Here is a 22,920-nt window from a genome sequence, read left to right as displayed (position 1 = left end):
CGGCAGACCATGACGTCTTCGAAGCGAGACCGCACCAAGGCCCTGCCCCAGGACCTCCAGGAGGCAATGCGCCGCCGGCTCGCCGGCCGGGCCACCGCCGCGCGCCAGGGCATCCCGCGCGCCGACCGCTCCCGGCCGCTGCCGCTGTCCTTCGCCCAGCAGCGGCTGTGGTTCCTGGACCGGCTGCGGCCCGGCGACTCCCGGTACAACAGCGCCGTCGCCCTGCGCCTGACCGGCCCACTGGACCACACCCTCCTCAGCCGCGCGCTGGACACCGTCGTGGAGCGGCACGAGGCGCTGCGCACCACCTTCGAGGAGAGCGACGGACGGCCCGTGCAAAGGGTGCGGCCGGCTGCCCCGGTGCCGCTGCCGGTGACCGACACGCCGCCGCACGCCCTGGACAGCGCCCTGCTCGCCGAGTACGAGCACCCCTTCGACCTGGGCACCGGTCCGCTCCTGCGCGCCCTGCTGCTGCGTGAGTCGGACACCGCGCACACTCTTCTGCTGACGGCCCATCACATCGTCACCGACGGCTGGTCGATGGGCGTCCTGCTGGAGGAACTGTGCAGCGCCTACGACGCCCTGGCCCGGGGCGCGGCGCCGGAGCTGGAGCCGGTGGCCACCCAGTACCCGGACTTCGCGGTCTGGCAGCGCGAACAACTCTCCGGCCCGCGCCTGGAGCGGGAACTCGACTACTGGGCCCGGCAGTTGAAGAGCGCCGTGCCGCCGGGGCTGCCGCTCGACCGGCCCCGTGACGGGGAGGAGTCCGGGGCGGGAGCCGTGCACACCTTCACCGTGCCCGCGCACGTCACCGCACGGCTGCGCGAGCTGGCGGCCGAGCAGCACACCACCCTGTTCACGTCCCTGGTCGCCGCCTGCCAGGCCCTGCTGGCCCGCTGGTCCGGGCAGGACGACATCACCGTCGGCTCCCTGACCCCGGGCCGTTCCCGCACCGACCTCGAACGCGCCGTCGGGTTCTTCGCCAACACCGTCGTCCTGCGCACCCCCGTCGACACCACCGGCTCCTTCCGCGACTTGCTGGGGGCAGCCGCGACCACCGTCAACGACGCCTTCGCACACGGCGACACACCGTTCGAGCGGCTGGTGGAGGCCGTGGGCACCACCCGCGAGGCGGGCCGCAACCCCCTGTTCGACGTGATGGTCCTGCTGCACCCGGCGCCGCCCACCGCTCCCGCCCCGAGCGGCCTGGCCGCCTCCCCGGTCGCCGTGCCCCGGCAGGCGGCCACCTTCGACCTCAGCGTGGAGTTCGTCCCCGACGCCGACGGGGACGGTCTGACCGGCCTGCTGGAGTACCGCACCGACCTGTTCGACACCGCCACCGCCGCACACATGGCCGACCAGCTGCTGCGCACCCTGGAGGGCGCGGCCGCCGCCCCGGACCGCCCCCTGGGCACCCTGCCCCTGCTCACCCCGGACCAGGCCCGGCGGATCACGGACGCGTGGAACGCCACCGCGCCGCCCGTCCCCGCCACCACCTGCCCGGAAGTCTTCGCCCGGCAGGCGGACCGCACCCCGCACGCCACCGCCCTGGTCACCGGAACCGGCCGCCTCGACTACGCGACACTCGACGCCCGCGCCAACCGGCTCGCCCACCACCTCCTCGCCCACGGAGCCGGCCCCGAACGCCTGGTCGCGCTCCGGCTGCCGCGCACCGCCGACATGATCGTCGCGATGCTCGCCGTCTGGAAGTCCGGCGCCGGCTACCTCCCGCTCGACCTCGCCCTGCCTGAGGAACGCGTCCGGTTCCTGCTCGACGACGCCCGACCCGCCCTGGTGCTGGACGAGACCGCCCTGCGCGCGGTGCCCGCCACCCTGCCGGACACCGCCCCGGCCGCTCCGCCGGACCCGGACACCACCGCGTACGTCATCTACACCTCCGGCTCCACCGGCCGTCCCAAGGGCGTCGCCGTGACCCACCGCTCCCTCACCCACCTGCTGGCCGCGCACCGCGAGGGCTTCGTCGCCGACGCGGGCGGCGGACCACTGCGGGTGGCGCTGACCGCGTCGTTCTCCTTCGACACCTCGCTGGAGGGCGTGCTGCTGATGGCCGACGGCCACCCGCTGCACCTGGTCGACGAGACGACCCGGCTGGACGCCGCCGCCCTCGTGGAGTACGTCGCCGAGCACCGCGTCGACTTCCTCGACCTGACCCCGTCCTACCTGCGCCAGCTGCTGCCCGCCGGACTGCTCACCGACCCACGGCACCACCCGCGCGTGCTGATGCTCGGCGGCGAGGCGATCGGCCACGGACTGTGGCGGGAACTGGCCGGCAACCAGGACGTGGCCGCGTACAACTTCTACGGCCCCACCGAGTGCACGGTCGACGCCCTGGCCTGTCGTATCGAGGGCGGCGGGCGTCCCCTGGTGGGCCGGCCGCTGCCCCACGTGCGCGCGTACGTCCTCGACGACGGCCTCCAGCCGGTGCCCCCCGGCGTCGGCGGCGAGCTGTACCTGGCGGGCGAGCAGGTGGCCCGCGGGTACGCGGGCCGACCCGGACTGACCGCCACGCGCTTCCTCGCCGACCCGTTCGGCGCCCCCGGCACCCGCATGTACCGCACGGGCGACCTGGCCCGCTGGACCGCCGACGGGCGCCTCGACTACCTCGGGCGCGCCGACGACCAGGTGAAGGTGCGCGGCCACCGCATCGAGCCGGGCGAGATCGAGGCGGCGCTGCTCGACCTGCCGTACCTCACCGGGGCGGCGGTCGCCGCGGTCGCGGACGCGCACGGTCACCTGCGGCTGGCCGCTTACGTCGTACCCGCCCCCGGTGCGGAACCGCCCGTCGCCTCGCAGCTGTGGGCGGCCTGCCGCCGGGTCCTGCCCGATCACATGGTGCCGTCGTCGTTCACCGTGCTCGACGCACTGCCGCTGACCACCAGTGGCAAGCTGGACCGTCGTGCCCTGCCCGCGCCCGACGTCGACGCGGCCCCGCGCGAGCGGGAGTTCGTCGCACCGCGCACCCCCGACGAGGAGACGCTGGCCGGGATCTGGGCCGAGGTGCTGGGCGTCGCGCGAGTGGGCGTCACCGACAACTTCTTCGAACTCGGCGGCGACTCCATCCTCAGCATCCAGGCCGTCTCCCGCGCCCGCGCAGCAGGCCTGCGCCTGACCTCGCGGGACGTGTTCCGTCACCAGACCGTCGCCGACCTGGCCGCCGCCGCGTCCCGGCGCACCGCCGAGGCACCCGCACCCCGGCCGCGCGAGACCGGTCCCGCCCCGCTGACCCCGGTCCAGGAGTGGTACGTCGCCACGCACGGCGACCGGCACGGCAACCCGCGGCTCTTCAGCATGGCGATGCTGCTCGACCTGCCCCACGACGTCGACGAGGGCGCCCTGGAACGCGCGGTCGAGGCGCTGGCCGTCCACCATCCGGCACTGCGCACCCGCTTCGCCCGCAGCGGCGACACCTGGCGGCAGCACCCCGGCGAGGGCCCGGCCGCCGGGCTGATGACCCGCCACGACCTCTCCGGCGCCGCCGATCTCGCGACCGCCCGCACCGACGCCGCCGACGCCGCCCGCGCGGCCCTGGACCCGGGGACCGGCGCACTCCTGCGCGCCGCCCTGCTCCTCCCGCCCGGCGAACGCCCCCAACTCTTCCTGGCCGCCCATCACTTGGCCGTGGACAGCGTCTCCTGGCGGATCCTCCTCGCCGACCTGGAGTCGGCCTACCGGCAGGCGTCGGCGGGCGAGGCCGTCCGACTGGAGCCGGTGGCCACGCTGTTCGCCGACTGGGCCGTGCACCTGGCCCGCCGGGTGCGGGCCGGTGAATTCGATGAGGACCTGCCGTACTGGACGGCCGAAGCCGACGAGCCCCGCACCCCGCTGCCCGTCGACCGCACCGGAACCCCGCTCGCGGGATCCGTGCGCACCGTCCGCACCCGGGTGGACCGCGCCACCACCGGGGCGCTGCTGCGCCGGGTGCCCGCCGCATACCGCACGCAGGTCAACGACGTGCTGCTCAGTGCCCTGAGCCGGGTCCTCGCCGACTGGGCGGGCACCGAGCGGGTGACCGTCACTCTGGAGGGCCACGGGCGCGAGGACCTGGGGGGCAGCCGGGGCCGGGGCCCGGACGAGGCGCTGGATCTGTCCCGGACGGTGGGCTGGTTCACCACCCAGTACCCCGTCACCCTCACCCCGGCCGGACCGCCTTCCGCCCCCGACTGGGGTGGCACGCTGAAGGCCGTCAAGGAGCGGCTGCGGGCCGTGCCCCGGCGCGGACTGAGCTACGAGGCGCTGGCCCGTCTCGGCTCACCCGCCCCGGCCGCCCGCGCCCTGCGGGAGACTCCGCCGGCCCAGGTGTGCTTCAACTACCACGGGCAGTGGGAGCCGACCGCCGGAGCCGACTTCGCCCCGGCCGCCGAGGTGCCCGGCCGGGACATGGCGCCCGACGAGCCCCTCGACCACCTGCTCGACATCTCCGCCGTCGTGGCCGACGGTGAGCTGGAGATCACCTGGCACTACAGCGACCAGGTACACGACCCGGCCACGGTACGGGAGTTGGCGCAGGGCATGGTGGCGGCACTGGCCGCGATCGCCGAGCACTGTGCCCGGCCCGACGCCGGTGGCCGTACCCCCTCCGACTTTCCCCTGGCCCGCCTGGACCAGGCCGCCGTGGACCGGCTGGTGGGCGACGGCCGTGCGGTGGAGGACCTTCTGCCGCTCACCCCGCTCCAGGAGGGCATGCTCTTCCACCGCCTGGTCGGCGGCCCCGACGACGTGTACGTGGACCAGGCCGCCCTGCTCCTGGACGGTGTCGCCGATCCGCAGGCCTTCGCCCTGGCCTGGCAGCGGGTCACCGACCGCACGCCCGCGCTGCGGACCTCCGTGGTGTGGCAGGGCGTACCCGTGCCGCTCCAGGTCGTGCATCGCGAGGTGCGTGTGCCGGTCACCCATCTCGACTGGCGGGACACGGATCCGGCGGAGCGCGCCGACCGTCTCGACCGGCTCCGCGCCGAGGACCTCGCCCGCGGCATCGACCTCGCCTCGGCGCCGCTGATGCGGCTCACCCTCGTCCGGCTGCCCGACGCCCGGCTGCACCTGCTGTGGACCTCCCACCACCTCATCCTGGACGGCTGGAGCCTGGCCCAGGTGCTGACGGAGGTGTGCGAGGAGTACGCGGACCTCACCGCCGCAAGCCGTGCCGGCCTGACCGCCGGAAGCCACGCGGCGCGCACCACCGCGAGCGAGCCCGGTCCGCCCGTTCGCCGCCCGTTCGCCGACTACGTGCGCTGGCTGGCCGACCAGGACGCCGAGGCCGCGCGGGCGCACTGGCAGGAAGCCCTCGCCGGGTTCGCCACCCCCACCCCGCTGCCCGTCGACCGGCCCCTGACCGGCACGCACGAGGCCCGGTCGGCGGACGTCCACACGACCGAGCTGTCCGGCGCGGTGTCCGCGACACTGGCCCGCACCGCCCGTGACGCCGGGCTGACGGTGAACACCGTGGTGCAGGGCGCCTGGGCGCTGCTGCTGGCCCGCTACAGTGCCGAGCCGGACGTGGTGTTCGGCACCACCGTCTCCGGGCGTCCCGAAGAACTGCCGGGCGTGGAGTCGATGGTGGGCATGTTCATCAACACGGTGCCCACCCGTGTCCGGGTCGACGGCCACCGTCCGGCCGTCGCCTGGCTGCGCGAACTCCAGGACACGCAGGCCGAGTCGAGGCGCTTCGCGGCCGCCTCCCTCGCCGAGCTGACCGCTCTGAGCGACGTGCCGTCCGGCACCCCCCTCTTCCACAGCATGGTCGCCTTCGAGAACTACCCCTTCGACGAGGCCCGCACCTCCGGCTCCGGCATCCGCCTGGTGGACGTCACCTCCCGGGACGCCACCAACTACCCGCTGGTGCTGCGCGCCTATCAGGGCGAGCGGCTCGGCTTCGACCTGGCCTACGACCCGCACCTGTTCGACGCCGCCACCGTCCGGGCGCTGGCCGACCGGCTCCGCCTGCTGCTCACGGAGATCGCCGAGGATCCCGGCCGGCCGCTGCGCGGCCTGGCGTGGACGACCGCCGAGGAACGGCGCCGGATGCTGGTCGACTTCAACGGCACCGAGCACGGCCGCCCGGCCCAGACCCTGGTGGACCTCTTCGAGGCGCAGGCCGCCCGCACCCCCGACGCCATCGCCGTCACCTGCGGCACCGACCGCCTCGACTACGCCGCGCTCGACGCGGCGGCCGGCCGCCTCGCCCACCGGCTGGCCGAGGCCGGCGCGGGACCCGAGCGGTTCGTGGCCCTCGCCCTGCCCCGCTCGATCGACCTCGTCGTGGCCGTCCTGGCGGTGCTGAAGACGGGCGCCGCCTACCTGCCGATCGACCCCGGGCTGCCCGCCGAACGCGTCGCCCACCTGCTGGACGACGCCGCCCCGGTGACCTTGGTGACCACCGTCGAGGCCGCGGAACGCGCACGGGACGCCGCCGTCCCGCTCGTGGCCCTGGACGACCCGGGCACCCGGACCGACCTCGCCCGCCGCCCGCCCACCGGCCCGGACCACCCCCGCCGCCCCCTGCCGGAGAGCCCCGCCTACGCCATCTACACCTCCGGCTCCACCGGCCGCCCCAAGGGCGTGGTCGTCCCGCACGCCAACGTCGTGCGCCTGTTCACCCGCACCCGCCACTGGTTCGGCTTCAACGAGAGGGACGTGTGGACGCTGTTCCACTCCTACGCCTTCGACTTCTCCGTCTGGGAGCTGTGGGGCGCCCTGCTGCACGGCGGCCGGCTCGTCGTCGTCCCCGACGACATCGCCCGCTCCCCGGAGGACTTCCTGCGCCTGCTCGCCGACGAGCGGGTCACCGTTCTCAACCAGACCCCGTCCGCCTTCTACCCCCTGGCCCGCGCGGACGCCGAGCACCCCGGACTCGGTGCCCGGCTCGCCCTGCGCACGGTGGTCTTCGGCGGCGAGGCCCTGGACGTGGCCCGGCTCGCCGACTGGTACACCCGCCACCCCGACACCGCGCCGCGCCTGGTCAACATGTACGGCATCACCGAGACGACCGTGCACGTCACCTACGCGGCACTGGACCGTGGGAGCACCGGCGCGCGTGCCGCGAGCCCCATCGGCACCGGCATACCCGACCTGCGCGTCCACGTCCTCGACGACGCCCTGGCCCTCGTGCCGCCCGGCGCCGTGGGCGAGATGTACGTGGCGGGGGAGGGCCTGGCGCGCGGCTACCTGCGCAGGCCCGGCCTGACCGCGACGCGATTCCTCGCCGATCCGTTCGGCGCACCGGGAACGCGGATGTACCGCACCGGTGACCGGGCCCGCCGACGGGCCGACGGCACGCTGGAGTACCTGGGCCGCGCCGACCAGCAGGTGAAGATCCGCGGCTACCGCATCGAACCCGGCGAGATCGAGGCGGCCCTGCACACCCATCCCGGCATCGGGGAGGCGGCCGTGGGCGTCCAGGAGGACGGCGCCGGAACCAGGCGGCTGGTGGCCCATGTCGTCGGCCGCGCCGGCGCCGAACCGCCCTCGGCCGCCGAACTCCGCGCCCACCTGGAGCGGTCGCTGCCCGCGCACATGGTGCCCGCCGCCTACGTGCCGATGGCGGCGCTGCCCTTGACCGCCAACGGCAAGCTCGACCGGCGTGCGCTGCCCGCCCCCGGGCCGGACGGCTTCGCCACGGGCACCGGGCGCCGCGCGCCGGGCACCCCCGCCGAGCGGGCGGTCGCCGCCGCCTGGGCGGACGTGCTCGACACCGGCGAGGTGGGAGCCGACGACGACTTCTTCGCCCTCGGCGGCGACTCGATCCTCGCCGTCCGGGTCATCGCACGGCTGCGCGACGTCTTCGACACGGACGTCTCGCCCCGGCTGCTGTTCACGCACACGACGGTGTCCGCCCTGGCCGCGGTGCTCGGCGACCCGGCGGAGAGCGGCGGCCCCCCGGCCGACGTCATCCCGGCCGCCGCCCCGGGCACCCCGGCGCCGCTGTCGTACGCGCAACAGCGGCTGTGGTTCCTCGACCGCTTCGAACCGGGCAGCACCGAGTACACGACGCTGTCCGTGCTGCGCCTGCACGGCCCGCTCCAGGGGACCGCCCTGCGCGCCGCCCTCGACGGCCTGGTGGCCCGGCACGAGGCGCTGCGCACCACGTTCGCCGAACAGGACGGCCAGGCACGGCAGATCGTGCACCCGCCGTACCGGGTGGACCTGCCGCTGGACGACCTCGCCGGCGCCCGCGACCGGCTGGACGCCCTCCTGGAGCAGGAGGCCGCCGTCCCCTTCGACCTGAGCGCCGGACCGCTGCTGCGGGCCCGTCTCGTGCGCCTCGCCGACGACGAGCACGTACTGGTCCTGGCCGTGCACCACATCGTCACCGACGGCTGGTCCGTCGGCGTGCTCGGCCGGGACCTGGGCGAGCTGTACGCGGCCGCCCGCGAGGCCCGCGCGCCCCGGCTGCCCCACCTGCCCGTACGGTACGCGGACCACGCCGCGTGGCAGCGCGCCCGCACCGACCAGGTGGACAAGCAACTCGCCTACTGGCGGGCCGCCTTGGACGGGATCACCCCGCTGGAGCCGCCCACCGACCGGCCGCGCCCCGCCGTACGCACCCGCGAAGGCGCACTGGTGGCCTTCACCCTCCCCGCTGCGCTCACCGAGCGGCTGCGCGCGACGGGCCGCGAGGCCGACGCCACCCTCTACATGACCCTGCTGACGGCCTGCACCGTCCTCCTCTCGCGCTGGGCGGACCAGGAGGACATCGCCGTCGGCACGGTCACGGCGGGCCGCGAGCGCTCCGAACTCCACGACGTCGTCGGCATGTTCGTCAACACCCTCGTGCTGCGCAACCGGGTGGAGCCCGGCCTGTCGTTCCGCGCGCTGCTGCAGCGGGTCCGCTCCACCGTCCTGGACGCGTTCGCCCACCAGGAGGTGCCGTTCGAGAAGCTGGTGGACGCCCTCCAGCCCGAACGGGACACCAGCCGCACCCCGCTGTTCCAGGTGATGGTGGCACTGCACAACCTGGGCGCCGAGGTGCCCGACCTGCCGGGGCTGACCGTCGAACCGCTCATGCCGCCGGTCCGGCACGCCGCCTACGACCTCGCCTTCGACTTCGTCGAGAGCGACGACGGCGTCACCGGCTACCTGGAGTACAGCACCGGCCTGTTCGACGCCGGCACCGCCGAGCGCCTCGCCGTATGGCTGCGGTTGCTGCTGGAGGCGGCGGCCGAGGATCCGCACCGGGACGCCGGCGCGCTGCCGTTGCTGACGGCCGCCGAACAGCGCCAGGTGCTCGACGAGTGGCAGGGCGGACACCTGCCCGCGGCGGACACCGCCTTCCCCGCCCTGATCGAGGCGCAGGCGGCGCGCACGCCGTACGCGACCGCCCTGGTCGCCCGGGACGACACGCTCACCTTCGCGGACCTGAACGAACGGGCCAACCGGCTGGCCCACCACCTGATCACCCTGGGCGTCGGCCCCGAGCGCGTGGTCGCCGTGCGGCTGCCGCGCACCTCGCAGCTGCTGGTGGCGGTGTTCGCCGTGCTCAAGGCGGGCGGCACCCTGCTCTGCCTCGACCCGGAGCTGCCCGAGGAACGCGTCGCGTTCCTCCTCGCGGACGCCGCGCCGCACACGGTCCTGACGGCCGACATCCTGCGCGAGACGCCCTGGGACCGACAGCCCGCCCACGACCCCACCGACACCGACCGGCTCGCCCCGCTGAGCCCGGACAACGCCGCCTACATCATCTACACGTCCGGCTCCACCGGCCGCCCCAAAGGCGTCACCGTGGAACACCGCCACCTGGTCAACCTCTGCCACGACCACCGAGAAGGACTCGTCGGCCCGCACACCGCCGACGGACGACGGCTCAAGGCCGCGCTCAGCGCCTCCTTCTCCTTCGACACATCCTGGGAGGGACCGCTGCTGCTCGCCCTCGGCCAGGAGGTCCACCTTGTCGACGAGGACGTACGCCTGGACCCCGAGGCGTTCTGCGCCCAGGTCGACCGTCGACAGCTGGACCTGGTGAACGTCACCCCCTCCTTCCTGCGCGAACTCACCGCCGCCGGACTCCTCGCCCCCGGCCGCCACCACCCGCGCCTGCTGCTGATAGGCGGCGAGCCGGTCGGCCCCGGCACCTGGGCCGAACTGTGCGCGGCCCAGGCCGACTTCGGCGTGACCGCGTACAACATGTACGGCCCCACGGAGACCACCGTCGATGCCGTCTACGGCCGCTGCGCGGACCGTCCCGAGCGCCCCGTCATCGGCCGCCCCGGCCGCAACCTGCGCGCCTACGTCCTCGACGGCACGCTGTGCCCGGTCCCGCCCGGTATGCCCGGCGAGCTGTACCTGGCCGGGGCGCAGGTCACCCGCGGCTATCTGAACCGGCCCGGCCTGACCGCCGCCCGCTTCCTCGCCGACCCGTTCGGCGGGCCGGGGGAGCGCATGTACCGCACCGGCGACCGCGCCCGCTGGGACACGTCCGGGCTGCTGGAGTTCCTGGGCCGGGCCGACGAGCAGATCAAGATCCGCGGGTTCCGCATCGAGCCCGGCGAGGTGGAGGCCGCCCTGCTGGCCCTGCCCGAGGTCACCGACGCCGCCGTTGCCGCCCGCGAACACGCCGGGCGCACCATGCTCGTGGCGTACCTGGTGCCCGCCGGGGAACAGGGCGTTTCCGCCGACGAACTGCGGGTGCGGCTGCGGCGGACCCTGCCGGACCACATGGTGCCCGCCGCCTTCGTGGCCCTGACGCGGATACCGCGCACCAGCAGCGGCAAGACCGACCGCCGCGCACTGCCCGCCCCGCCCGTCCAGCCGGAGAGCACCACGCCGTACGTGGCACCCCGCCCCGGGACCGAGGAACGACTGGCCGCCATCTGGGCCGACGTGCTGGGCGTGGAGCGGGTCGGCACCCGGGACAACTTCTTCGCGCTGGGCGGTGACTCGATCCTCAGCATCCAGATCGTCTCCCGCGCCCGCCGGGCGGGCCTCGCGCTGACCACGAAGGACGTGTTCCGCCACCAGACCATCGCCGAACTCGCCCTGAGCGTCGCGCAGTCGGAGCCTCAACGCAGGGCCGGTACGGAGAACACCCCGCCGGCCGACGCACCGCTGACGCCCATCCAGCGCTGGTACCTCGAAGGCCGCCGCCCCGGCGACGCGCTGCGCTTCACCATGACCCAGCGTCTGGAACTGGCCGCCGGCACCGACCTGTCGGCACTGGAACAGGCGGTCGACGCCCTCGTACGCCACCATCCGGCGCTGCGCACCCGGTTCCGGCACACCGACGGCGGCTGGCGCCAGGAGGTGCTTCCGGCGGTGCCGGACGGCGTGTTCACGCGCCACACCGCCGACCACCTCGACGCCCCGGCGCTGGAGGCCGAGGTGCGACGAACCGCGGACGCCGCACAGGCCGCGCTCGATCCCACCGCGGGCCGCGTCGTACGCGTCCTGCTCTTCGACCGGGGCCCGGAGCATCCCGCGCAGTTGCTGATCACGGTGCATCACCTGGTCGTCGACGGCGTCTCCTGGCGCATCCTGCTCGGTGACCTGGAGACGGCCCACCGCGCCGCCACGGCCGGGCGGCCCGTCGAACTCCCTGCGGTGGAAACCGCGTTCGGCCATTGGGCGGCGCGGCTGGAACAGCACACGCGATCCGGTGCCCTGGACGCCGACCTGGCCCACTGGACCCGCACCGCCACCGCCCCGGCCGCCCTGCCGGCCGGGCGGCCCGGTGCCAACACCCACGGCACCGCCGCCACCGTCACGGTGTCGCTGGCACCGCAGGAGACGGAGGCGCTGCTGCGCCGGGTCCCGGACGTCTACCGCACCCGGATCAACGACGTCCTGCTCAGCGCTCTCGGCCGCACCCTGGCCCGCTGGTGCGCGCGCGACACGGTGTTCGTCGGGGTGGAAGGGCACGGCCGGGAGGACCTGTTCGACGACGTGGACCTGTCGCGGACCGTCGGCTGGTTCACCGCGGAGTTCCCCCTCGCGCTGACCGTCGCACCCGACGCCGACTGGCGCGCCACCCTGCGGTCGGTGAAGGAGCAGCTGCGCGCGGTACCGCTGCACGGGCTCAGCTACGGCGCCCTGCGTCACCTGCTGCCCGCCAGTCCCCTCACCGACGCCCCGTCGCCGCAGGTCGGCTTCAACTACCACGGCCGCTGGGACACGGGCAGCGGCACCGAGGAAGGCTTGTTCCGGGCCGCGCTCCCGCCGGCCGGCCGCGACACCGACCCGGATGAGAGCCGCCCCTATCTCCTGGACATCACGGGCGTGGTCCAGGACGGCCGGCTCGAACTCGGCTGGACCTACCCGAGCGCCGTCTACGACGAGTCCACCGTGCGGCGCCTGGCCGAGGAGATGTGTGCGGCGCTCCGCGACATCGTGGCCCACTGCACCGCCCCGGACGCGGGCGGCCGCACCCCTTCCGACTTCCCCCTCGCCGGTCTCACCCAGGAGCAGCTCGACCGGCTGGTGGGCGACGGACGGCACGTGGCGGACGTCCTGCCGCTGACACCCCTGCAGTCCGGCATGCTCTTCCACGGCCTCGTCGACACGGCCGGCGCCTACTTCGACCGTACGGCGGTCCGCCTGACCGGCGTGGCCGACCCCAGGACGTTCGCGGCGGCCTGGCAGCAGGTCGCCGACCGCACCCCGGCCCTGCGCACCAGCGTCCACTGGCAGGGCCTGCCGCATCCCGTGCAGGTCGTCCACCACCGCGTGGAGCTGCCCGTCACCCACCTGGACTGGCGTGCACTGGCGCCCGGGAAGCGTGCGCAGGCGACGGAACGGCTGCTCGCCGAGGACCGCGCGGCGGGCATGGAGCTGACCGCCGCGCCGCTGACCCGGATCACGCTGGCAACCCTGCCGGGTGACGAGGTCCTGCTGGTGTGGTCCTCCCACCACCTGATCCTGGACGGCTGGAGCTCCGGGCAGCTGCTCACCGAGGTGTGCGAGCGGTACGCCGCGCTCACCGGCGGCCAGGACACCGCGCCGCCCGTGCGGCGGCCGTTCGCGGACTTCCTGCGCTGGCTGCGCGAGCAGGACGCCGACGCAGCGCCGGCCGAACGCCACTGGGCCGGCGCCCTCGCCGGCTTCACCGAGCGCACCCCGCTGCCGTACGACCGCACCCCCGCCGAGGCCCACCGGGCCCGCTCCGCCGAGTCGGTCCCTCATGAGCTGGACGCGGACGTGTCACGACGGCTGCGGGAGGCGGCGGCCCGCGGCGGACTGACCGTCAACACCGTCGTCCAGGCCGCCTGGGCGCTGCTGCTGGCCCGCTACAGCGGACGCGACGACGTCGTGTTCGGCACGACCGTCTCCGGTCGCCCCGCCGAACTGCCCGGCGTCGACACCATGATCGGCATGTTCATCAACACCGTACCCACCCGGGTACGGGTCCGCGCCGACGGCGTCCTGCCCTGGCTGCGCGGCCTGCAGGAGCAGCAGAGCGAGGACCGGCGCTTCGACTTCCTCTCCCTCGCCCGTATCCAGGCGCTGACCGAAGTCCCGCCCGGGGAGGCGCTGTTCGACAGCATGGTGGTGTTCGAGAACTACCCGGTCGACGAGTCGGCCGCCGCCCGGACGGGCGTGGGCGTGGCGGAGGTGCGGGCCGACGACGCCACCACCTTCCCGCTGTGCCTGCGCGCCCACCTGACCGACCGGCTCGGCTTCGACCTCGCCTACGACCCCGCCTTCTTCGACCGCGCCACGGCGGAACAGGCGACGGCCCGCCTGGCCACCCTGCTCACACGCTTCGCAGACGGCCTCGACGGCACCGTCGGTGACCTCGAACCGCTCACCACCGCCGACCGGCGACTGCTGGGGGAGTGGAACGCGCCCGCCCGCCGGGCTCAGCCGCGCAGCCCGGTGGACCTGTTCGCCGAGCAGACCCACCGCACCCCGGACGCCCTCGCGCTCGACGACGGCGGCCGGCGGGTGACCTACCGCGAACTCGCCGACTGGTCCGACCGCGTGGCGTCCCGGCTGCTCGCGGACGGTCTGGCCGCCGAGGACGGGGTGGCCCTGCTCATGGACCGCGGCGCCGAACTCGTCGTCGCCCAGCTCGCGGTCCTCAAGGCCGGCGGCGCCTACGTGCCGATCGACGCCCGCGCCCCCGAGGAGCGACGCCGGACGATGCTGGCGCAGGCGGGCGTCAGGGCCCGCCTCACCGCCGAGGACGTCACCGCGGCGCGCCACGCTCCCTCGGCGGGCGCCGCCACCGTACCGGCGGATCCCGACCGGCTGGCCTACGTCATGTTCACCTCCGGATCCACCGGAGTGCCCAAGGCGGTGGCGGTACGCCACCGCGACGTGGCGTCCCTGGCCACCGACAGCCGCTTCGCCGACGGGGTGTGCGCCCGCGTGCTGCTGCACTCACCCGTCGCCTTCGACGCCGCCACGTTCGAGGTGTGGGCGCCCCTGCTGACCGGCGGCTGCCTGGTCGTGGCCCCCGGGGAGACGGTGGACGCCGCCCTGTTGCGGCGGCTGACCGGCGGCACAGCGCACAGCAGCGAGCGGGGGCTGACCGCCCTGTGGCTGACGGCGGGCCTCTTCCGCCTCCTGGCCCAGGACGCGCCGGACTGCTTCGCGGGCCTGCGCCAGGTGTGGACCGGCGGTGACGTGGTCCCCGCGGCGGCCGTGCGCCGAGTGCTGACCGCCTGCCCCGGCCTGACCGTCGTGGACGGCTACGGGCCCACCGAGACCACGACCTTCGCCACCGCCCACGCTCTCGACGACGCGGCGGCCGTACCCGAGACCGTGCCCGTCGGCCTGCCGCTGGACGACAAGCGGGTCCACGTCCTGGACGCCCGGATGCGTCCCGTTCCGCCGGGCTGCGCGGGCGAGTTGTACGTGGCCGGCGAGGGCGTGGCACGCGGCTACCTGGGCCGTCCGGGCGAGAGCGCCCGCCGCTTCCTCGCTGACCCCTCCGGCCCGCCCGGGTCCCGGATGTACCGCACGGGCGACCTGGCCCGGCGCCGCCCGGACGGCACGGTCGAGTTCCTGGGCCGCGCCGACGACCAGGTGAAGATCCGCGGCTTCCGGGTCGAGCCCGGCGAGGTGGCGGCCGCCCTGACGACCCACGCCGGCGTCGCGGACGTGGCGGTGGTGGCCCGCGAGGACCGGCCCGGCGCCCGGCGCCTGGTCGCCTACGTCGTCGGTCCGGCCACGGACGACCTGCAGGAGCTGCGCGCGTACGCCCGCCGTACGCTCCCCGACTACCTGGTGCCCTCCGCGTTCGTCGCACTGACTGCTCTCCCGCTGAGCGGCAACGGCAAGGTGGACCAGGCGGCCCTCCCGGCCCCGGAGCCGGACGGCGGCGCGGCACAGGGCACGCGGGCCGCACCGCGCACCGACGCCGAACGCCGTACCGTGGACGTCTTCGCGGACGTGCTCGGCGGACAACCACCGGGCGTGGAAGCCGACTTCTTCGCGCTGGGCGGCGATTCCATCCTCAGCATCCGCCTCGCCTCCCGCCTGGCCGAGGAGTTCGGCACCACCCTGTCCCTGCGCGCCGTGTTCGCCCACCCCACGCCCGCCGCGCTCGCCGCGCTGCTCACCGGGGACCGGGCCGCCGACGAGACGCGTCCCGCCATCGTGCCGGTGGACCGGGACGTGACGGCACCGATGTCGCACGCGCAGCAACGCCTGTGGTTCCTGGAGGAGTTCGCGCCCGGCGGCACCGAGTACGTCACCGCCCTGGCCCTGCGCCTGCGCGGCCCGCTCGACACCCGGGCCCTCGCGGCGGCCCTGCGCAAGCTGGTGGCCCGGCACGAGTCGCTGCGCACCACCTTCGACACGGTGGACGGCCAGGGCGTGCAGATCGTCCACCCGCCGCGGGAGGTGCCGCTGCCGCTCGACGACCTGTCCCGGCTACCTGCGGACGCCCGCACGGCCCGTCTGGAGGAACTGCTCGCGGCCGACCGCGCCCACCCGTTCGACCTGCGCGAAGGCCCCCTGCTGCGCACCGGCCTGATCCGGCTGTCCGACGACGAGCACGTCCTGACCCTCACCCTGCACCACATCGTCACCGACGGCTGGTCCACCGCCGTCCTCACCGGCGACCTCGCCCACCTGTACCGGGCGGAGCTGGACCCGGCCACCGGGCCACTGCCGGCGCTGCCGGTCCAGTACGCCGACTACGCCCAATGGCAGCGCACGGCCAGCGACAGGGAACAACATCTGGCGTACTGGCGAGAGCAGTTGGCCGACATCGAGCCGCTGGACCTGCCCACCGACCGGCCTCGCCCGCCGATCCGCACCCGGTCCGGTGCGACCGCCCGGCTGGCCCTGCCGCCCCGCACCGCCCGTCGCCTCGCACAGGTCGGCCGGGAGCGGGGAGCCACCCTCTTCACCACGCTGGTCGCCGCCGCGCAGACTTTCCTCGCCCGGCTGAGCGGCGGCCGGGACATCGCCGTCGGCACCGTCACCTCCGGGCGCGAGCAGGTCGAGATCCAGCAGCTGATCGGGTTCTTCGTCAACACCCTGGTGCTGCGCTCGAACGTCGACGCCGACCGTCCCTTCCCCGAGTTCCTCGACGACGTCCGGCGGACGGTGCTGGACGCCTTCGCCCACCAGGAGGTGCCGTTCGAGCAGGTGGTGGACGAGGTGCGACCGGTGCGCGACACCAGCCGCACCCCGCTCTTCCAGGTGATGGTGGTCCTGCAGAACACGCCGTCCGCGGACCTGGACCTGCCGGGCCTGGAGGTGTCCGCCGTGGAGGTGGAGTTCCAGCATGCCGCGTTCGACCTGAGCCTGGAGTTCGCCGAGACTGACTCGGGCGCACTGCACGGCCTGCTCACCTACAACACCGACCTGTTCGACGCGGCCACGGCCGGACACATGGCCGACCAGCTCACCACCCTGCTGACCGCCGTGGCCGAGGACCCGCACCGGCCCCTCGGCGCCCTGCCGCTCGCCTCCGACGAGGACCTCCTGGTCCTGCTGGACCAGGGACAGGGCACCGCCCGGCCGGTACCGGCGGCGACGCTGCCCGAGCTGTTCGAACGGCAGGCCGCCGACACCCCCGACGCCGTCGCCCTGCTGGACGGGGAACGGCAGGTGTCGTACGCGGACCTGGACCGCGCCGCCAACCGGCTCGCCCACCGGCTCATTGCCCGCGGGGTCGGACCCGAGGAGATCGTCGCCCTCGCCCTGCCCCGCGCTGCGGAGACGGTGGTGGCGCAGCTCGCTGTCGCCAAGGCGGGCGGCGCCTTCCTGCCCGTCGATCCGGACTACCCCGAGCAGCGGCGGGAGTTCATGGTGCGTGACGCGGGCGCCCGGGTGGTGCTCGACGCCCCGGCGGACGTGTGGGCGGCGGACGGCCCGGACACCGCGCCCACCGACACCGACCGCACCACCGCGCTGACCGCCGACCATCCGGCGTACGTCATCTACACCTCCGGATCCACCGGCACCCCCAAAGGCGTGGTCGTGACGCACCGGGGCTTGGCGGGCTTCGCCACGGCCGCCGCCGAGCAGTACGCGGCGGGCCCCGGCGACCGGGTGCTCCAGTTCGCCTCACCCAGCTTCGACGCCTCCGTCCTCGAACTGTGCGTCTCCCTGCTCAGCGGCGCCGCCCTGGTGACGGGGGAGGAGGGACCGCTGGTCGGCGAACGGCTGGCCGAGGTGCTCGCCGAGCGCCGCATCAGCCACACCCTCATCCCGCCGGCCGCGCTGGCCACCATGGCGCCGGAGACCTCCGGCGCCCTGCCCCACCTGCGGACCCTGATCGTCGGCGCCGAGGCATGCCCGTCCGACCTCGTGGAGCGGTGGGCGCCCGGCCGCCGGATGATCAACTCCTACGGGCCCACCGAAGCGACCGTGGTCGCCACCTGGACCGGCCCGCTGAGTCCCGTCGGCCAGGCCCCGCCGATCGGCCGCCCGGCCGGCGCCGCCCGCGTGTACGTCCTCGACACGGCCCTGCGGCCCGTCCCGCCCGGCGTGACGGGAGAGCTGTACGTGGCAGGGCCGGGCCTGGCCCGCGGCTACCTCGGCCGGCCGGGCCTGACCTCCCGGCGCTTCCTCGCGGACCCCTTCGGCGCGGCGGGAGAGCGCATGTACCGCACCGGCGACCTGGTGCGCTGGGGGCCTGAGGGCGACCTGCGCTTCGTCGGGCGCGCGGACGACCAGATCAAGCTGCGCGGCTTCCGCATCGAGCCGGGAGAGACCGAGAGCGCGCTGCGCCGCAGCCCGCATGTGCGCGACGCCGTCGTCGTCGTGCGCACCGACGGTGCCGACGGACAGGCTTCCGACGGCCCCGGACGGCTGGTGGCGTACGTCGTCCCCGTCGAGGAGAGCGCCGACGGGCTGCCCGTCGCCGCGCTGCGCGAGCACCTGGCCGGGCTGCTGCCCCCGCACATGGTCCCGTCGGTGTTCGTGCCGCTTCAGCGGCTGCCGCTGACCCCCAACGGCAAGACGGACCGGCGTGCCCTGCCCGCCCCCGCACCAGCGCAGACCGCCACCGGCCCGCACACCCCGCCGCGTACGGACACCGAACGCCGCATCGCCGGCGTCTGGACCGACGTCCTCGGGGTGGAGGGCATCGGCGTGGACGACAACTTCTTCCACCTCGGCGGCGACTCGATCCTGAGCATGCAGGTGGTCTCCCGGCTGCGACGCGAGGGCCTGCACCTGGCCACCCGGGACCTGTTCACCCACCAGACCGTCGCCGAACTGGCCACCGTCGTCGGCACCGCGCCCCGGCACACCGGTGACGGACCGGCGACCGGCACGGCCCCCCTCACCCCGATCCAGGAGTGGTTCCTGACCACACCGCGCGCCGACCACACCCACTTCAACCAGTCGGCGCTGCTGGAACTCGACGGCCCGCCCGACACGGCCGCCCTGGAGAGGGCCCTGAACGCCCTGCTGGAACACCATGACGCGCTGCGCATGCGCTTCACCAGGGACACCGACGGCTGGCACCAGTTCAACCCACCGCCGGAAGAGCTCCGGGGACTCCTCGTCCGCCACGACCTGACAGGCCTGCCGGCGGCGGAGGCCGGTGCGGCCATGAAGCGGGCCGCCGACGACCTGCACGCCGGGTTCGACCTCGGCCGGGGCCCGCTGCTGAAGGCGGCCCTGTTCACCGGCGCGGCCGTAGGTGAAGCGTCCCGCACGGACGAAAAGGCCGGGGACGCCTTTCTCTTCCTGGTCGCCCATCACCTGGTGGTGGACGCCGTGTCCTGGCGGATTCTCGCCGACGACCTGGAGGTCGCCTACGGACAGGCCGTGCGCGGCGAACTCGTCAGCCTGGGGGAGCGCACCACTTCCTTCCGCGACTGGGCCCGCGCCCTCGCCGCACACGTCGCCGAGGGCGGCCTGGACCACGAACTGCCCTACTGGGAGGAGGCCGTGACCGCCGGGCAGCTCCCGGTCGCGGCCGAGCCCGGCCCGGCCGCGCAGGAGGCGGGCACGCTCACCGTCGAACTGGGGGAGGAGGACACGACGGCACTGCTGCGGGCCGCGCCGGCCGCCTACCGCACCCGCGTGAACGACGTCCTCCTGGCCGCGTTGGCCCTGGCGCTGGCCCGCTGGACCGGCAACGACCGCGTCCGACTGGACCTCGAAGGACACGGCCGCGAGGACCTGCTGGACGACGTGGACCTCTCCCGCACGGTCGGCTGGTTCACCACCATTCACCCGGTCGCCCTCCTGGTGTCCGAACCGGACCACCTCGGACCCGACCGGAACTGGCGGTCCCTGGTGAAGTCGGTGCGCCGCCAGCTGCGCTCCGTGCCCGGCAACGGGCTGGGCTTCGGCGCCCTGCGCACCTTCGGACCACCCGAGGTACGCGAGCGGCTCGGCGCCGCCGCCCACGGTCAGGTCGTCTTCAACTACCTCGGCCAGTGGGACGCCCGCCCCGCGGCTTCCGGCGGCGGCCTGGTGCGCGCCGAACACGGCTCCTTCGGCCAGGACCACGACCCCCGGGACAGCGGATCGCACCCGCTGGAGGTGGTCGGCGCGGTACGGGACGGGCGCCTCGCCTTCACCTGGCACCACCGCTCCGGCACGTACGGCACGGCGACCGTGCGGCGCGTCGCCGAGGACTTCGCCGAAGCGCTGCGCCACATCGCCCGGCAGGCGAGGGAGAGCGTGTGACCACACCCCGCCCCGGTGCCCCGGCACCGCGAACCCACGGCAGACCGAGAGGACCGTGCGCCGCCGGCGCACGGCGGGCCCGGGCACCCTCACCCCCCTGAGCGCCTCAGGGGAACCGGCCGCCATCGGCGGCCCGATCGAACGGCATCCACCCAGGATCGGAGAAGACGACATGGACGAGAACACCCGCTACCAGGTGCTGCGCAACGACGAGGACCAGTACTCGCTCTGGCCGGTCGACGTCGCGGTTCCCGCGGGCTGGCAGCCCGTCGGCAAGGAGGGCACCGAGGAGGAGTGCTCCGCCTACGTCGACGAGGTCTGGACCGACATGCGTCCGCGGAGCTTGCGCGAGCGCATGGAGAACGCGGAGGCCTGACCCTCCCGCCGGCATGAGCCGCGGGTACGGGGCGGCGGCCACGCACCGTCGCCCCGTGCCGGGCACCGCCCGCGAGGGACGCGTCACGTCCACGAACGGCCGTGCCTCGCCCGACGAGGCACCTTGGTCCCGTCTCATCCCAGGAGTTCGCCGATGACCTCACAGACCCCACAGGTACCTACGTGGAAAACCGAACGACTGGAGTTCGCCCGGTACCGCCCCGAGGACGAGGGCCATTTCGTCGCCCTGCTGCGCAACAAGGAGGTGTGCCGCTGGATGGGGCAGGACCAGGCGCCGGAGGCCGACCTGCGGTCGGCGTTCCGCACCATCCTCACCGACGTTTACCCCACACACCGCTTCGATGTGTGGGGCGTGTGGTGGCAGGGCACGTACATCGGTCACGCGGAGGTCAAGAAGACCGGCAACGTCGACGGACACGAACTCATCGTCGCCCTCGCCCCCGACTACTGGGGCCAGGGCATGGGCACCGAGGTCGTGCACGGCCTGCTGCGTCACGCGGCCGACAACCTCGGACTGAAGGAGGCCTACGGCATGGTGGGCGCCGAGAACACGGCGAGCCTCGCCCTGTGCCGCCGCCTGGGCTTTCGCCATGTGCGGGACGTGATCGGCGAGGACGGTTCGGTGACGCAGATGGTCGTCATCCCGACCACGGTGTGACCTCGGCACGACGCGACTCACCATAGGTCGGATTCGTACTGAATGTAGAATAAGTATCGTTGGTTCGGCTACTCGTGTGGGCATGGCACGGACACCGCGACGCCCATGCGAGGCACGGCGGGTACACCGGCAGCGCGATCGGCCGGGAGGCTGAGACCGCGAGGGGGTCGGCAGCAGCCGGGCCGGACGAACAGGTGGAGCAGCGGGCGCCGGACACTCCGCAGACCTTGGACACACTGGGGTGGTTCGCGGCCACGTCGTTGAGCAGGAGCTTGCCGCCGGTGGTGTCGTGCACGTTCGCGGCGGTGATGAGGACGGCCAGCACCAGACCGAGTGTGTCCGTGATCAGGTGCCGTTTGCGTCCTTTGATCTTCTTGCCGGCGTCGATGCTCTGGCTGGTCTCAGGCACATTTGCCGAGGTCTTCACGCTCTGGGCATCGACCACGGCCGCGGTCGGCTCGGCACTGCGGCCGTGGGCTCGGCGGGTCTTGTCGAGTAACAGGTCGTGGACCTGCTGGGTCGTGCCGTCGGCTTCCCACTTCGCGTAGTAGTCGTAGACGGTCTTGTACGGCGGGAAGTCATGAGGCAGGTACTCCCACGGGATACTGGTGCGGTTGACGTAGAGGATCGCGTTGACGATCTCGCGCAGGTCGTGCACCCGGGCCGCCGTCCCCGGGCCCGTTCGTCTCGCCCGCCAGGTGGTGAAGACCGGCTCGAGCAGAGCCCAGCGGGCATCGGACACATCACTGCGGTACGGACGGCGATCACTCACACACGGTGCAACGACCGCCAACGCCACCGGTCACACAAACATCCCAGAACACCAACTACCTAAGGGCTGTCCCGTAACTCTGGAGACCGCTTGCCGGTGTCCGGTTCGACCTGCTTGGCCGGAATCCCGTTAAGGTCGCGACTTGGGGCGGAACCGAACAAGTCGGTCCGGCTGTGGTGATCCATCAGCCTCTGCCCCGAGTTACGGGACAACGCTTAGATCAGATGCTCTCTTACCCGGCGCGAGTGTTGACGCGGGCGGTGATGTGCTTGGGCGGTTCGATGCTGTCCGGGAGCAGGGGGTCGGCTTCCAGTTCGCCCCAGGTGGAGACCAGGGGTAGGACGCCGGCCCAGATCCCGAGGGCGGCGTCGGGTCCGTCGCCGTCATCCGGGCCGCCGGTGCGTATCTTGACCGATGCTTCTTCGAGCGAGATGGCGAGCAGGGCGGTGGCCGTCATTTCCTTGCGGTTCGGCTGCCGTGCGTAGTCCCACTGTCCAGGTGTGGCGTGCTCGGTCAGGCAGCGCAGTCCCTCCAGCTTCTCCTCGGGATCCGTGATCAGGCGAGGGACGCCGTAGATCATCGCGCTGCGGTAGTTGACGCCGTGCTCGAACACGGACCGCGCGAGGACCAACCCATCCACGTGCGTGACGGTGACGCATATCGTTGCCTCGGGCGAGGCGACCAGGCTTCGGCTGGCCACAGAGCCGTGGAAGTAGAGGTGCCGCCCGTCGCTTCCGTAGACGGTCGGGACGACCATCAGGCGCCCGTCGACGACCACCCCGAAGTGGCAAATAAAGCCTGCGTCCAGGATTGCGTTGAGTTTCGTACGATCCAGGCTTCCCTGTTCCCGCAGACGGCGGTGTCGGAGACGGTCGGTCTCCGGCAGCGTGGACGGGAGTTGGCTGTGGTTCACGTCAGCTCTTTCACAAGTGCGGTGGTCGTTGAAGGACTTCACGATGTGGCGGATATAGCGAGGGGATGTTGGCTGGTGCGTCCGAAGACCGCGAGCCCCGAGGCCGGCACCCCGCATGACGAGCCG

At 73.9% G+C, this 22,920-nt stretch carries 5 protein-coding genes; 3 read left to right on the top strand and 2 right to left on the bottom strand.

Going from position 1 to position 22,920, the window contains the following annotated elements; translation table 11 throughout:
• Window positions 1–9: 9 nt before the first annotated feature.
• From ACLGIH_RS00565 to ACLGIH_RS00555, 3 genes are all read left to right on the top strand, one after another.
• The gene (locus ACLGIH_RS00565; protein WP_416523220.1) at window positions 10–20,055 is read left to right on the top strand and encodes a non-ribosomal peptide synthase/polyketide synthase; all 20,046 of its coding nucleotides are present in this window, start codon (window positions 10–12) and stop codon (window positions 20,053–20,055) included.
• Between the two features lie 172 nt (window positions 20,056–20,227).
• Window positions 20,228–20,431 (top strand): MbtH family protein, encoded by a 204-nt coding sequence (locus ACLGIH_RS00560; protein WP_416523219.1) that lies wholly within the window; start codon window positions 20,228–20,230, stop codon window positions 20,429–20,431.
• Window positions 20,432–20,584: 153 nt separating this feature from the next.
• Entirely contained in the window at window positions 20,585–21,109 is a 525-nt protein-coding gene (locus tag ACLGIH_RS00555; protein WP_416523218.1) for a GNAT family N-acetyltransferase, read from the top strand.
• Here ACLGIH_RS00555 and ACLGIH_RS00550 read toward each other — a convergent pair.
• Window positions 21,090–21,851 (bottom strand): IS5 family transposase, encoded by a 762-nt coding sequence (locus ACLGIH_RS00550; RefSeq protein ID WP_416523217.1) that lies wholly within the window; start codon window positions 21,849–21,851, stop codon window positions 21,090–21,092. The two genes, ACLGIH_RS00555 and ACLGIH_RS00550, sit on opposite strands and share 20 nt — an antisense overlap.
• Window positions 21,852–22,113: 262 nt before the next feature.
• Window positions 22,114–22,794 (bottom strand): pyridoxamine 5'-phosphate oxidase family protein, encoded by a 681-nt coding sequence (locus ACLGIH_RS00545; RefSeq protein ID WP_416529247.1) that lies wholly within the window; start codon window positions 22,792–22,794, stop codon window positions 22,114–22,116.
• Between the last annotated feature and the right edge of the window lie 126 nt (window positions 22,795–22,920).

It is taken from the genome of Streptomyces hamibioticus, assembly GCF_047946815.1.
Lineage (GTDB): Bacteria > Actinomycetota > Actinomycetes > Streptomycetales > Streptomycetaceae > Streptomyces.
Note: the sequence above shows the minus strand (reverse complement) of the source record. Positions and strands in the feature narration are given on the sequence as shown.